General features: G+C 55.1%; 13 protein-coding genes, 1 tRNA gene and 2 pseudogenes. 7 read left to right on the plus strand and 9 right to left on the minus strand.

The features are described 5' to 3' along the window. Positions 1 to 24: 24 nt before the first annotated feature. Complete coding sequence (locus ABJZ52_RS14385) at positions 25 to 1,584, minus strand: CYTH and CHAD domain-containing protein (RefSeq protein ID WP_348187466.1); 1,560 nt, start codon at positions 1,582 to 1,584, stop codon at positions 25 to 27. An 89-nt stretch (positions 1,585 to 1,673) separates the two neighbouring features. Next, entirely contained in the window at positions 1,674 to 2,207 is a 534-nt protein-coding gene (locus ABJZ52_RS14390; RefSeq protein ID WP_348187464.1) for a cupin domain-containing protein, read from the minus strand. A gap of 982 nt (positions 2,208 to 3,189) precedes the next feature. On the opposite strand from ABJZ52_RS14390, the gene ABJZ52_RS14395 reads away from it, so the two are divergent. After that, positions 3,190 to 3,753, plus strand: coding sequence for a hypothetical protein (locus ABJZ52_RS14395; protein WP_348187462.1), 564 nt, complete (start codon positions 3,190 to 3,192; stop codon positions 3,751 to 3,753). A 424-nt stretch (positions 3,754 to 4,177) separates the two neighbouring features. Here the strand turns inward: ABJZ52_RS14395 and ABJZ52_RS14400 are convergent, their stop codons facing one another. From ABJZ52_RS14400 to ABJZ52_RS14415, 4 genes and pseudogenes are all read right to left on the minus strand, one after another. Then, positions 4,178 to 4,900, minus strand: coding sequence for an SH3 domain-containing protein (locus ABJZ52_RS14400; protein WP_348187460.1), 723 nt, complete (start codon positions 4,898 to 4,900; stop codon positions 4,178 to 4,180). A gap of 169 nt (positions 4,901 to 5,069) precedes the next feature. Continuing rightward, a pseudogene (locus ABJZ52_RS14405) lies at positions 5,070 to 5,300 on the minus strand (transposase); the annotation flags it as partial. After that, positions 5,251 to 5,710: pseudogene (locus tag ABJZ52_RS14410) on the minus strand (IS6 family transposase); the annotation flags it as partial. The pseudogenes ABJZ52_RS14410 and ABJZ52_RS14405, both read right to left, overlap by 50 nt. 468 nt (positions 5,711 to 6,178) lie before the next feature. Further along, positions 6,179 to 6,263, minus strand: a tRNA-Leu gene (locus ABJZ52_RS14415). 167 nt (positions 6,264 to 6,430) lie between these two features. Here ABJZ52_RS14415 and ABJZ52_RS14420 point away from each other — a divergent pair. Genes ABJZ52_RS14420 through ABJZ52_RS14435 form a run of 4 tightly spaced genes read left to right on the plus strand, consistent with a single transcriptional unit; the run spans position 6,431 to position 8,278 of the window. Next, complete coding sequence (locus tag ABJZ52_RS14420) at positions 6,431 to 7,009, plus strand: YqaA family protein (protein ID WP_348187458.1); 579 nt, start codon at positions 6,431 to 6,433, stop codon at positions 7,007 to 7,009. Positions 7,010 to 7,026: 17 nt separating this feature from the next. After that, positions 7,027 to 7,539: a disulfide bond formation protein B gene (locus ABJZ52_RS14425; protein ID WP_348187456.1), complete on the plus strand. Its 513-nt coding sequence runs from the start codon at positions 7,027 to 7,029 to the stop codon at positions 7,537 to 7,539. Then, positions 7,536 to 7,790, plus strand: coding sequence for a hypothetical protein (locus ABJZ52_RS14430; protein ID WP_348187454.1), 255 nt, complete (start codon positions 7,536 to 7,538; stop codon positions 7,788 to 7,790). The genes ABJZ52_RS14425 and ABJZ52_RS14430 overlap by 4 nt, the downstream gene beginning before the upstream one ends. Before the next feature lie 53 nt (positions 7,791 to 7,843). After that, positions 7,844 to 8,278 (plus strand): metallopeptidase family protein, encoded by a 435-nt coding sequence (locus tag ABJZ52_RS14435; protein ID WP_348187452.1) that lies wholly within the window; start codon positions 7,844 to 7,846, stop codon positions 8,276 to 8,278. A 39-nt stretch (positions 8,279 to 8,317) separates the two neighbouring features. On the opposite strand, the gene ppa is transcribed toward ABJZ52_RS14435, so the two are convergent. Continuing rightward, entirely contained in the window at positions 8,318 to 8,857 is a 540-nt protein-coding gene (ppa, locus tag ABJZ52_RS14440; RefSeq protein WP_348187450.1) for an inorganic diphosphatase, read from the minus strand. 161 nt (positions 8,858 to 9,018) lie between these two features. Here ppa and ABJZ52_RS14445 point away from each other — a divergent pair, with 161 nt between their 5' ends. Beyond that, complete coding sequence (locus tag ABJZ52_RS14445) at positions 9,019 to 9,573, plus strand: hypothetical protein (RefSeq protein ID WP_348187448.1); 555 nt, start codon at positions 9,019 to 9,021, stop codon at positions 9,571 to 9,573. A gap of 647 nt (positions 9,574 to 10,220) precedes the next feature. Further along, positions 10,221 to 10,616, plus strand: a complete 396-nt coding sequence (locus ABJZ52_RS14450; RefSeq protein ID WP_348187446.1) for a DUF2794 domain-containing protein — start codon at positions 10,221 to 10,223, stop codon at positions 10,614 to 10,616. Positions 10,617 to 10,690: 74 nt separating this feature from the next. On the opposite strand, the gene ABJZ52_RS14455 is transcribed toward ABJZ52_RS14450, so the two are convergent. Together ABJZ52_RS14455 and ABJZ52_RS14460 are read right to left on the minus strand one after the other, a co-directional pair. Beyond that, positions 10,691 to 11,449, minus strand: a complete 759-nt coding sequence (locus ABJZ52_RS14455) for a Bax inhibitor-1/YccA family protein (protein ID WP_348187444.1) — start codon at positions 11,447 to 11,449, stop codon at positions 10,691 to 10,693. Between the two features lie 168 nt (positions 11,450 to 11,617). Beyond that, entirely contained in the window at positions 11,618 to 12,391 is a 774-nt protein-coding gene (locus ABJZ52_RS14460) for a hypothetical protein (RefSeq protein ID WP_348187442.1), read from the minus strand. Positions 12,392 to 12,487 lie beyond the last annotated feature (96 nt).

Raw genomic sequence — 12,487 nt, forward strand, 5'->3', positions numbered from 1 at the left:
CCTTTCGGTGATGCGGGCAGGCCGTTAGCGCCAGAACTTCGGAGCAGCCTTCGTCTCTGCCCAGTAGTCCTTTGCGTGGCGCCACATTTGCGACGCCTGGGCGTCATGCCAGCCGATTGCAAAGCCCATCGCAAGAGAGGTGTCAGAGACGCCGGCGCCCTTGGCGCTGGGAAGATCAAGCAGCTTTTCTGCCATTGCGACATCGTTCAGATAGCCAAAGATGTCCTGGAGCTTTTTCATACGCTTCAGGAACGGTTTGACCTCGGCCTTTGGATAGAGCGAACTGAAAAACTCGATCCCGTACCGAAGCTTCTTGAGTGCCTTGCGCATCTCATGACGTTCTGGAATCGACATCTTCTCGATGCCCGAGCCGTGTTTCGAAACCTTGCGCCATTGCTTGTTCTGCGCCTTGCGCGCAAAGGTCGAGACAGGCGCTGCGAGCAACGTGGTCTGGTCGAAATTTTCCGCATCCAGCCATCCGCGTCCTTCCGTATAGGCGGCGAGAGAGAACAGAAATTCGTTGATTTCGGTCGACTGCAGATGGTCGATCAGCTCTTTTCGGCAGCTGCTGCGGATTTTTGCCAGATGTTTCAGCAAGGGATCCAGGGACATGTTCTGCGGCGCATGATCTGAAAGGGGGGCTACGATTTCGCTCGCAAGCACATCGAGATCGCGCAACTCACCGACTTTCCTGGCCAATGTACGCGCGCTTGCGTCCAATGGTCGAAATGTTAGCGGATTGATCACTGGACGAAATAGTCGAAAGGCGCTTCGCAGCCGCCTCAAGCCGACGCGCAGCTGATGTGGGCCTTCCGGATCGTCGTTTGCGAGCAACGCCATTCGGTTATGGGCGATCTGCTCGAGGCAGGATCTCAGAACGCTCCTGAACGCATGTTCGACGCTTTCGGAAGCCGTCAACTCGACCTTCCTGGCGAGGCTCGGCGCTTCTGCGCCAGAGCTCTCGCCGTCGGCGAGACGGAAGCCACGTTCTGCCTTGCTAAAGGGCGAAAAATGGAAGGGTGTATCTTCCAGAAGACCTTGAGCTGCGGCGTAGAGGTTGCCGCTTGCGCCTTCCAGCAACTCCAGTTCGACCTCGGCGAGGGGAGCCGAGCGCTTTCCCGCCTTGATATCTCCCACGTCAAAGGCGACTTCAATGCGACTGCCATCTTCGGCCGTCAGGATACGAGTGGTGCGCTTGATGACTGTTTCAAAAGTTTCAGCCAATGGTGCGCCGTTGATGGTTTCAACGAGGTGGCGCAGGACTTGCGGATCTTCAATGACGGTCAGATCGATTGCCCGGCCAGCCACGGGATGTTCCGCCTCAACGGCTGATGACATTCCGCCAATGACACCTGTGCCGATTTTGGCCGTTTGCACCCAGCTCTGGCCCACCTTGCGGACACGCAGCGATATGCGGGCCTTTCTCAGGGCCTGATCGGCTGTATCGAAATAGATTGATTGGAGCGTTTTCGTCACCGCCCGGGAGGCCGTGAAGCCTTCTGGCGGAGGAGATTTGCGCAGGGATTCCTGTGCTTGTGGCGGCACTTCGAGCTTAAGCTCGATTTCTTTGGGCGAACTGCTCATGGGTCGACACTAGCCAAGGGGCAATGACCTGTCCAGAACGCCTGCTCATCTTCCGCGCAGGTTGCAGGCCATGGTCCTGTTGCCAAGTCTTATGGCATGGTCGGCAGCCCGAGGAGCTTGAAGACCTTGTTTGCGCCGCGCGCGAGGATGTGAAGATATGCCGGCACGGGTCGCTGGTTGAAGGCGATCTTGCGGATATACCGGGGAACCACCCAGGTTGCCGAAGAGCCTGCCGGAAAGAAAAGGCTGGTGCCGGGACGGCCAACATAGACCTGACCTTCATCATCGGTAATGACGACCTCGCCCTCAAGAAACATGACAGTCTCGTCCCAGGCGTAGTGCCAGCGGAATTTGCCAGCCGTGCAAGACCAGTGATCGGTGGTTGCCCAGCCACGGCTCATGACCGAGAGATTGCGCACCTTTGCTTCCGGGTTGCCTTCGAGGATCCAGTCGGGGTTGATCGGTGACGGCTGAAGCGTGTCCTTGGTCAATCGGGCGAGCGTAAAGAGGCCCGTGTCATCCACGGGATCAGCAATGTCGGCAACGGTAGAGGTAGCTTCGTCAAACGTTTCGACTGGCTCGATGTCTGTCAGGTTTTCCCGTTTTTGCTCCACGACAGCCATTTCTTTCCCCGATCAGCGCTGTTGTCAGTCGGGATTGCTTATCCGAAATAAATCACTTTTGCGTTAAGCGCCAAATCCGGAACGCGATTTTGGGTCTGCCAAAGCAAATTCGAAAATCGTCGTAAGCAAATGGTGAAATATGGCTTGGGGAAGACGGCAAGCCCGTGCTTCGAGATAACGGGTTGCGATCTGAAAGCTGGTGCCCCCCGCCGGAATCGTGTTGCACAAATCATTGGGTGTCACGCAGAGGTCCCTTACCCAGACTGTTGGCATCATGAGATACGCTCGAACGTGGGATGTCCGAGGGAAGTCATCTTGCCCGGGACTGAGACGCCGATTCGGCTCTCGGTTCTCTGATTTTCAGGGTACGTGATCTTAGCCTTTCCCTGATGACCGACTTCCAGCTGCCGATGAGCGTTTCCGCGCGCGTTCTGTGGTTATATCCGGTGCTCTTTTGGCAGGCCATGTGGCCATGGGCCTTGAACGCCAAAACATCCAGATCCCGCGCGGTGGGGGTGGTCTCGGCCCAGTTCGTCATACGAAGCCTGGATTTCGCAATCTTGTGCCGGCGGGAGGCGTGGTGTTTGAACGGCATTCACGGAACTTCAGAATGCAGATAACGACGGTCAGGTAGGCCACCAATCCTACTGATGCAACAACGCCAACCGCAACACCCAAAAAGGGAACCGACAGAGCAAAAGTTTGCAACAGAATCCCAACGATCTTTTTTTAGAAGAGCAGTTCCAAATATTACATTTAGATCTAAATCCCAATGCTATCGTATTTTACAACTAAAGTGACAGATTTTTTTGCAGAGGCGAGGGTGGAAGATGGTCGTTAAAGCTTCAACAGCATTAATCCATAAATCAAGCAATCATGTTTTGGAAACGGTGCATGTGCACAAAAAAAGAACGTCTTTCGAAGGATCTTCTGTGCCTTTCATAGAAGGTGCACGAACAACTCACCAAATACAATTAATAAGGTGGACATTGTTGACTTAATTGCCGCGAAAGCAGCTGAGCCTAAAAAAGCAAAATATTATAATATTGCGGCTCGGGAGCGAATATCCTTGAGGCGTTCTATAGACATTGATCCTTTTTTTGGAAAATTGCCAAGTCGAGTGAAAAATTTACTATCTCTACGGAAAAATCAACTTCTTGTTGCTGCAAAGAGCGGTCACTTGGACATCTGGGCCAAAGAAATGGGTTTGGAGCGCCTATGGCGTGATGAAAATGATAGGAATAGTGCTTTAGGTTCAATGTGGCAAGATACGCGACGCTTCCACCTCATTATGAATTTGAATATGGCTCGTTTCCAAGAATTACCAGATTCTGCTCTAGCCGAAATCGGCTTGGATGATTTCGATAGTGAAGATTTGGCGGCGCTATGGATCGATAAGAAACGTGAATATTACTTCTCGCTGTGTGCTGATGATTTCGCAGGCATAACGGATGAAGAGTTGGCTTCAGTAAACCTTGGGCCAGAAACCACTTCTAGAGAGAAGCTTTGGCAAATGCATTCTGACGCGCAGGAGCCGCGGGTGTAGCTGATTTGAGATTTTCGGGTCCTGTTGATCGAGCGACCCCAGGGTGGACCTGCAGCGGCTCTCATCCGATGGTGGGCTCGACAGGAAAAAAGACGCCCGCTCACGAAGAGCGGGCGCTAAAATAAATGAAGTAATCAGAAGCTGGAAGTGTGGGGACAAAACTGAGGCTCAAACGAGCCCCGCCTCGCTGCTGGTCTAGGCATAGCCAATTCGGCTTATGACAGGGCTGCACCGGCGAGATGAACGTCTGAAATCCGTCAAAAGCGCGGCACCTTGCGGGCAAAACAAGTTGGCAATCACCTGAACACAACTAAAGTTTTCAACAGAACCACGCCATAGGCATGTCGCAACTTTCATCAAAAGCGAGAAGAAGCGAAAGGCGCGAAGGGTTTCGCGCCTTTCGATCGACAAGTTGTTTCCGGCCTCACCTCCGGCGCTTACCTGCGTCGGCGGACTTACGCGAGATTCGGGAATATTCGATGCTGCGCAACCTACCGCCGGCTTTGGCCTCGCGAGAACCTGAGGCATTGCGCGACTGCGCTACCTTCTGTGAGTGATCGGCGCCCCGTCCAAAGCTGAATTTTTTTACCTTCAGTTTGCCGCGCCTGTTTTTCTTGACGTTGACCCCTTTACAGCTCCCATCGGAACAGCCGACGACTGTAACGCCTGTCTTGCCCGGCCGGATATTTACCGCGCCGCATCCCTTGCCCGTGCAACCGACGGCCGTCTTGCCGACAACCTTGAACGAATTGAAAACACCGTGATTGCCGTGCTGACCACCGTTGTGCCCTCCATGATGACCGTTCGGGAATTTGATCACCGAAATGCCGATGGCAGCGCTTACCGTCGGGGTCACGACCACTAGCCGATCGTTGTATTTTACGTTCAAATAGCGTGCGGAAACCCAGCCGCGCTTGTATCCGTAGCCGACATCGCACCAAGTGGCGCTTGCTGTGCAACCGTGAACTTTTACAGAAGTGTTCTCGTCCAGGACTTGGACTACGGAAAACCTTGTGCCGGGGCCGCTGCGCATGTTTAGATCGCTTACCGTCACGGCCGTTTCGGCGGAGGCTTGGCTCGGCGTCAGTGCCGCAAAACTCATCATCAGAAAAGAGGCTGCGGCCATTGGGATTTTTTTAAAAGTCATCGAATTGCTTCTCCATATTACCTGAAGCACCGGCACCAATCAGTGCCTGCCAGACAGATGGCAGTTTCCGACGAATGAAGACTGTGATCCGCAACACTGGAAGCAGAGGGCAATGACCGGGGCGTAATTACCCACCCCTTAATTCGTGATTTCCGGTGCTTTTCTCGGGCTATGTCAGGACGGATTTGATGACCTGGAAGGGGTTTGCGCCTTTAAGCGGGCGGTATCGACGGTCGTGCGTATGTTCGCCTCGGCTTGGGGGGCACATGGCGCGATATCCGTTTGTCACCTTTCGCTGGATGACGCATGGACGGAGCTTTCGCTCGGACGTGTTGTTGGTGACATCGACCTCTCCGGGATAGTCGCAAAACGTCAGAAGCTGATCGCAGGCCCGCCAGATTGGCTCCGCTTTTGTCCATGACAACCTTCTTGAGCAAATCGTTGTTCTCGATGGACATAGTGAAAAACGCCGTTGCCGCCGCTTCATCACGGGTTTCTGACAGCATGAAATCGACCGTATCTCCGTGCTTGTCGACCGCACGGTAGAGATAAACCCATTTACCTCGGACCTTGACGTAGGTTTCGTCCATTCATCCAGGATGAACACACGGGCCGCTTTCTGGCTTTGGCCTTTGCAGCAATTGCTGGGCTGTATCGAACGGCCCAGCGGTTCAGTGTTGTGTGGTCCAGATCAACACCGCGTTCTTCCATGATTTCTTCCAGATCCCGGTAGGAAACCCCATAACGGACATAGAAGAAAACGGCGAACACAACCACGTCCTTCGGGAACCGGCTGCCTTTGAAACTGATCGACGCTACACACTTGGAAAATCTGAGCGGAGGACCTCCTCCTAAACCGCAACATGCGCATTGGAACCGACGGAGCAAAAGTTTGCGACACTACCATGGCCGCATGACCTGGTAAAAGAGCTCCGGATATAACCAGAGCGCGCGCGGAAACGCTCATGGGCCGCTGGAAGTCGGTCATCAGGGAAAGGCTAAGATCACGTACCCTGAAAAATCAGAGAACCGAGAGCCGGATCGGCGTCTCGGCCCCGGGCAAGATGACTTCCCTCGGACGTCCCACATTCGAGCGTATCTCATGATGCCCAAATTCTGGGTAAGGGACCCCTGCGTGACGCCCAATGATTTGTCCAACACGATGGCGATCAGCCCGCGCACCTGGGTTCAAATTGATTTTGTTAAGAGAACAATGAAGACGGAGATGTGGGTAGTTTTACAAGGTATTCAAATAAATATTGTGAAATTACAGAAATGTGGTGCCCCCCGCCGGAATCGAACCGGCACTTCCGAAGAAACGGGATTTTGAATCCCGCGCGTCTACCAATTCCGCCAGAGGGGCAGCGTCAAGGTGGCGCGATAATAGCCAGCGGCTGTCCGGCGTCAATGCCTTCCGGACGCTTTCCTTCGCCCTGTGTAAAGTTGCCTGAAAAACCGCTATTGGTGCGGTGTTTCTCGGCTGTGTTTTGCGCGGGTGACATTGCGCAGGTGAAAGGCTATGGAGAACGGATGTTACGCCGTTTGTACGATTGGACCTTGTCCCTTGCCTCCGGACCCCGCGCGCCTGCAGCCCTGGGAACGGTGTCGTTTGTCGAGAGCTCATTTTTTCCGATCCCGCCCGACATTCTTCTGATACCCATGGTTATCGCGCGAAAGGAGAAGGCCTGGTTTCTGGCGCTTCTTTGCACGGTGACCTCGGTTCTGGGCGGGCTTGCCGGCTATATGATCGGGTCGTTTCTGTTCCAGCAGGTCGCCGAACCAATCCTCGGATTTTACGGATATCTCGACAAGTTCGAGAGCTTCAGCGAGATTTTCAACGCCTGGGGTTGGTGGTTCGTCTTTATCGCGGGACTGACTCCCTTTCCTTACAAGGTCATCACCATCGCCAGCGGAGCTGCCGGGCTCAGCCTGCCGATCTTCCTGGTGGCGAGTATCGTGTCTCGCGGCATCCGGTTTTTCGTAGTCGCGGCTCTGCTCTATTTCTTTGGTCCACCCATCCGTGACTTTATCGAAAAACGCCTCGGCCTCATGTTTACCCTGTTTGTGGTGCTTCTGGTCGGCGGTTTCGTATTGATCAAGTTGCTTTGAGGGCGGGAGCTTCAGGAATGACCAGCATTGCCAAACCGAAGGCTATTGCCCTTCTCCTTCTGGTTGCCGGCCTCGCGGTGATTTGCACGGCTTGGGGCTTTCAGCTGATCGGCGGTTATGTCCCCTGTAAATTGTGCCTTGAGCAGCGTGTTCCCTATTATGCCGGATTGCCACTGACGGTCTTTGGGCTGCTCCTGATGAGCCGCAGCCGACCCGGGCTTGCGGGTGGGATGATGGTCGTTGTTGCGCTGGTCTTTGCCTATGGCGCGGGCCTTGGCATCTATCAGTCCGGCGCGGAGTGGGGCTTCTGGCCTGGACCGTCTGATTGCGGCGGCGGCAGCGCTGGCCCTGCGGACGCCACCAACATGCTTTCAGCACTCAAGTCCACGCGGGTGGTCAGCTGCACCGAGGCGAGCTGGCGAATGTTTGGACTTTCCTTTGCAGGTTGGAATGCAGTTGCTTCCGCGGGCCTGGCACTGTTGGCAGCGCTCTCGGCTGCACTTTCGTTTCACGGGGGGCGTCGACCATGAACGACAAGCGCTCCCAAGACGACGCGCGTCGTGACGAGGCCTTGCGATCCCTCGACCGGGTGGAGGCTGAGAGCGAGACGGTTGCTGGCTCGACCTTCGTTCGGATGGCCAAGCGGGCCCAGGATCATTTTGGGGCACAAGATCTTGATGAAGACGACAGGGTGGAAGTTTGGGGAACACGGATCGGACGCGGAGCGGGGCTGATCTTTGCGGTCGGACTTTTAGTCTATCTGGCGATCACCTATCTTTAGCCATGCAATCCCGAACCGCATGTCCACCCGCACAAGAAAACAGGAGCTGAGCGATGGGGTCCAGCCTTCCCGGGCGCAGAACCGAATGGGCAGATCGTTTCGCTCCTGATCTGGAGGTCTTCGAAGCCCTGGCGAGCGAAACCCTTGCCAACCTCCCGCATGAAATTCTGGCCCAATGCGGACACATGCAAGTCAGTCTGGCGGACTATGCCGAGGATGCTGTGCTCAATGCCCTTGGTATTGAAGATCCGCATGATCTTCTGGGTCTTTTTGAAGGGGCAGGGCTGACGGAAGGCGCAGCGGAACTGGTAACAGATCAGATGCCAAACCGGATCTGGTTGTTCCGTCGTCCGATTCTGGACTATTGGGCGTCAAATCCCGAAACGCTGGGCGAGATTGTGTCTCATGTGCTTGTACATGAGATTGGCCATCATTTTGGCCTGTCCGACGCAGACATGGATAGAATTGAAGCCGCAGCAGAGATTTGATCCGCGGCGGCTCCAAAAGAACTCTAAAGGAAGTCGACGTTACTCGGCGGCGTCTGCCTGGGCGCGGTCGATCGACTCCATAATCATCTTCTTGGCAACGTCTACGCCTTCGATACCGGTTACCTTGACCCACTTGCCAGGTTCCAGGTCCTTGTAGTGTTCGAAGAAGTGCTTGACCTGGGCCATGGTGATTTCCGGCAAGTCGCTGACATCGTGGACGTTCTCATAGCGACGCGTCAGCTTGTTGCCAGGCACTGCAATGATCTTTTCGTCCTGACCGGATTCGTCTTCCATGATCAGAACCCCGATGGGGCGGCAGTTCATGATTGCTCCGGGGACGACTGGTCGCTGGTTCACGACTATAACATCAATCGGATCGCCATCGCCGCAGAGAGTGTGCGGCACGAACCCGTAATTACCCGGGTAGCGCATCGGTGTGTAAAGGAAGCGGTCGACGTACATCGCACCAGCATCCTTGTCCATTTCGTACTTGATCGGCTCGCCGCCGACCGAAACTTCGATGATGACGTTGATGTCTTCTGGCGGGTTCTTGCCGATCGGCACTGCATCAATACGCATGCTGCTTGACTCCTGTTGGCTGTTGAGGGGTCTATTGCAGCCTGATCGTTTCAGCGCAAGCCTTTATTGTTGCGTTGCAACCATATGATGATGGGTGTCGCAGGCCTGCTACGCGAACAAGCGCAGTGTGCTGGACCGAGCCTTTGCAGGAGGAAACCGAGATGAAGAGCTTTTTAGCAACCCTTGTTTTTTGGGCAATTCTGGCTGTCGGCGCACAGGCTGCCTCCATCGACAGCGCCTATACCAAGATCAAGCTGGACAATTGCCAGGTGCAAGAGATACCTGCGGCTGACGAGGGAACATTCGGTGGGTCCTGGTTATGTGCCGGATACAAGGGCATGCCCGTCTATGTCGCCGAGGGCGATCTGCGCATGTTCGTGTCTTTCGGCATTGGAGCAGAAGGCGAGCGCGCCGCTGAGCAGACGCTGCCGAATTTCAACACGGTCAACGAGACCCTTGAATGGCGTCTGCGTGATGGTGAGGCCTTTGCAACGATCCTGCGCTGGTTCATCGACAACCCGGAGGGTGGCAAGCCGGGCAGCATCTTGATCGTGACACAAGTCGTTCCCGGGGCAACCTGTCAGATCGCCCGGATTGATGCCCGTGCCAATCAGAACGCGAACCAGATGGCGCGGCAGGCCGCCGACACGATGGCCGGTCACTATGATTGTAGTCAGGAGCCGCAGGTTCTTGGCACGCCTGGTGCGCTGAATTGAATTGATGCAGGCTTGAGGTCGGGCGAAGTCGGGGCTTATGCCTCGCCTTTGGCAGACCAGCCGTAAACAGTCAGTTTGTGAGGCGTGTCGGGGCTGCAGTAAGATGACCTTGCCGCGAGTTTTCCGCCCAGTGCCCTATAGAACCCGCAGGCGGATTGATTGTCATGCAGGCGATCGTGCAGGACGACCGTACGAGGGAGAAGAAAAAGGGACGACATGCGCCAAGGCACTTCCTGCGCTGGCAAACCACGTGAAGTTACGGTGAGATGCTCCAAAGAGCAGCAGACATGAAAAGGGCCGGCTTGTGGCCGGCCCTTCAGTTGCCCTGATGTTCAAGTACGCGAATACAAGATCCGATCAACTCTGACCCCGGGGGGCTGGGGGGCTAATGCGTTCCGAAGCCAAGTGTTCAGGACCATCAGGGTATGATCTCAATATGGGTGGCCAAAATGGCTGGCCAAGGGCTGGAATAAGGCAAAATAGTGATTTTTTTTAAGGCCAAAAAGACGCCATTTGAATGGCTTGAAAGCCTTGCACTTGCCAAAGGTGCAAAGACTTGCGCATCATGACGGAAAGATGACGCCGAAGCGGGGAATGCTCTGACTTGGTGTCTCTGGAGGTCTCACCGAACCTGTTCAGGAGGCGGAATGAGCGAAACCGACGAGAACGCGTCCAAGCGTGGTTCACATGGCATTGCCGTGGCCACGCCATCTCCGCAGCCAACGCCGCTGCCAAAGCCATTGGTGGCCTTCAACCGGCTGGAACTCAACACAATTCTGAAGCTGTACGGACGCATGGTCGCTGACGGTGAATGGCGGGATTATGCGATCGATCTGATGAGCGAACGAGCCGTCTTTTCGGTGTTCCGCCATAGCTCCGAGATGCCGCTCTACCGAATTGAGAAAAATCCGAAGCTGGCCCGGCGTCAGGGTGCCTATTCTGTCGTTGCGACCGGAGGAATGATCCTCAAGCGTGGCCACGATCTGGCGCAGGTCCTGAAGGTTCTGGAAAAGAAGAAGCACTTGCGGTTGATTGACGCCTGAAAGGCAATGCAGCACGCAATAAAAAAGCCCGGCGCGCAGGCCGGGCTTTTCTTGTTTCTGGCTGAAGGTCCAGCTTATTCGCGGTTGCCGAACAGCTGAAGCAGCATCAGGAACATGTTGATGAAGTCGAGGTAGAGACGCAGGGCGCCCATGACGGACTTCTTCGTTGCGACTTCGCTGGAGTCGCCTTCGTAGTACATTTCCTTGATCTGCTGCGTGTCGTAGGCGGTGAGGCCGGCAAACACGAGGACACCGATCACGGAGATGGCGAACTGCAGGGCGGAAGATGCCAGGAAGATGTTGACCAGCGACGCGATGACGATGCCGATCAGGCCCATGAACAGGAATGAACCCCAGGCCGACAGATCTTTCTTGGTGGTGTAGCCGAAGAGGCTCAACGCACCGAAGGATGCTGCGGTGATGAAGAACACGCGGGCGATGGAACCACCTGTGTAGACCAGGAAGATCGACGACAGCGATATGCCCATCACGGCTGCGTAGACCAGGAAGGTCGTCCGAGCTGCTGATGCGCTCATGGACTGGATCTTGAACGACAGGAACATGACCATGCCGAGCGGCGCGAGCATGACAACCCACTTGAGCGGGGAGCCGTAAAGGGCCTGGCCAAGCGGCGTCAGAGCCATACCGCCAGCGGTCTGTTCGACTGCCAGGAAGACGGTGCCAAGAGCAAAGAACCCGGTCAGCGCAAGGCCGAGGGTCATGTAGTTGTAAACGCCCAGCATGTAGCTGCGCAGGCCCTGATCGATCGCTGCATCGGCCTGAGTGCCGGCCACCGAATACGACGCCTGTGAATTTCGGTTAAAGGTCGACATGGTCGTGTGATTCCCCTTCCGGTTCGAAATTGCATGCGAAATTACATGCAACAAAACTCCCTCAACATATGGGAAAGTCCTGATAGTAGCACAAGATGAATTTTCTGACAAAACTGTAACATTTTGGTCTTTGCCAGTGTTTCCACCAATATGCGCAAGCCCTTACGCCTATTTCATTGCTTTCAGGCGTGATGCAATTTGTCTGTCACAGTCTCCGCGCGGATTGCGAACCACTTGTTCTGACGCGAAATCCAGAATTTCCCGCTTCGGATCGCGCATCTGGGCGTCGGTTACACCTGGTTTGAACATCTGCAGCACGGCATAGTCACCGCCGGCGTCGGTGAAGAAACCAATCGGTGTGCCGTTTTCGACGATGCCCATGCGGCCAACCCTGACCTCTTCCACGGTCACATTTCGCTTTTCGCCGTCAATTGTGAGGCTGTTGCGGCCAAGGTTGAGCTTCTTGAGCTGGGAAGCTGCGGTGCCGACCCAGCTGCCAAAAAACCGCTTGCCCTTGCCTTCGACGGACAGACAGGAATTCTTGTAGTTCGGAATCGATAGACGCTCGGCCGTGACTTCAAAGGCTTCTTCGCCCTTTGGCGCCACGGTGTACTTCATCGTGTGTTCGCCGGTGCGGTAGACGCGAATGCCGACCGGCGTGTAGCCCTTGTCACCGATGGAGCGGGTGAAAAAATCGAATTGGTTGGCATCGTTTGTTCCGGCGCGGCGATAAAGCCAGCGTTTCGGCAAACCATCTTCGAACACCAGCCAGTCGCTGACAACAAGACCGCGCGATCCATCCTTGGTGTTCAACTGCCATACGCCCGTGTGGAACGGACTTTCAGCAACCGCTGGAGCGCTATGAGTAAAAGCGCCCAGGACAGCGAGTGCCGCGGCTGCCGTAATTGACTTGAGAGTGAAATTGACTTTTGACTTAAGCATAAATGGCCCCTTAGCTAAAACCGCTTAGTAATGGGTTAGCCAAGAAACCGACACTGTGCAAGCTATCAAAGAGCAAATGAGTGTTTAGGGAAATCA

It is taken from the genome of Roseibium sp. (assembly GCF_039982295.1).
Lineage (GTDB): Bacteria > Pseudomonadota > Alphaproteobacteria > Rhizobiales > Stappiaceae > Roseibium.

Excerpts from the sequence above, each read along its gene's own strand:
- ABJZ52_RS14385 (WP_348187466.1), bottom strand. The coding sequence starts at position 1,584 with ATGAGCAGTTCGCCCAAAGAAATCGAGCTTAAGCTCGAAGTGCCGCCA.
- ABJZ52_RS14390 (WP_348187464.1), bottom strand. The coding sequence starts at position 2,207 with ATGGCTGTCGTGGAGCAAAAACGGGAAAACCTGACAGACATCGAGCCA.
- ABJZ52_RS14400 (WP_348187460.1), bottom strand. The coding sequence starts at position 4,900 with ATGACTTTTAAAAAAATCCCAATGGCCGCAGCCTCTTTTCTGATGATG.
- ABJZ52_RS14420 (WP_348187458.1), top strand. The coding sequence starts at position 6,431 with ATGTTACGCCGTTTGTACGATTGGACCTTGTCCCTTGCCTCCGGACCC.
- ABJZ52_RS14425 (WP_348187456.1), top strand. The coding sequence starts at position 7,027 with ATGACCAGCATTGCCAAACCGAAGGCTATTGCCCTTCTCCTTCTGGTT.
- ABJZ52_RS14430 (WP_348187454.1), top strand. The coding sequence starts at position 7,536 with ATGAACGACAAGCGCTCCCAAGACGACGCGCGTCGTGACGAGGCCTTG.
- ABJZ52_RS14435 (WP_348187452.1), top strand. The coding sequence starts at position 7,844 with ATGGGGTCCAGCCTTCCCGGGCGCAGAACCGAATGGGCAGATCGTTTC.
- ppa (WP_348187450.1), bottom strand. The coding sequence starts at position 8,857 with ATGCGTATTGATGCAGTGCCGATCGGCAAGAACCCGCCAGAAGACATC.
- ABJZ52_RS14445 (WP_348187448.1), top strand. The coding sequence starts at position 9,019 with ATGAAGAGCTTTTTAGCAACCCTTGTTTTTTGGGCAATTCTGGCTGTC.
- ABJZ52_RS14450 (WP_348187446.1), top strand. The coding sequence starts at position 10,221 with ATGAGCGAAACCGACGAGAACGCGTCCAAGCGTGGTTCACATGGCATT.
- ABJZ52_RS14455 (WP_348187444.1), bottom strand. The coding sequence starts at position 11,449 with ATGTCGACCTTTAACCGAAATTCACAGGCGTCGTATTCGGTGGCCGGC.
- ABJZ52_RS14460 (WP_348187442.1), bottom strand. The coding sequence starts at position 12,391 with ATGCTTAAGTCAAAAGTCAATTTCACTCTCAAGTCAATTACGGCAGCC.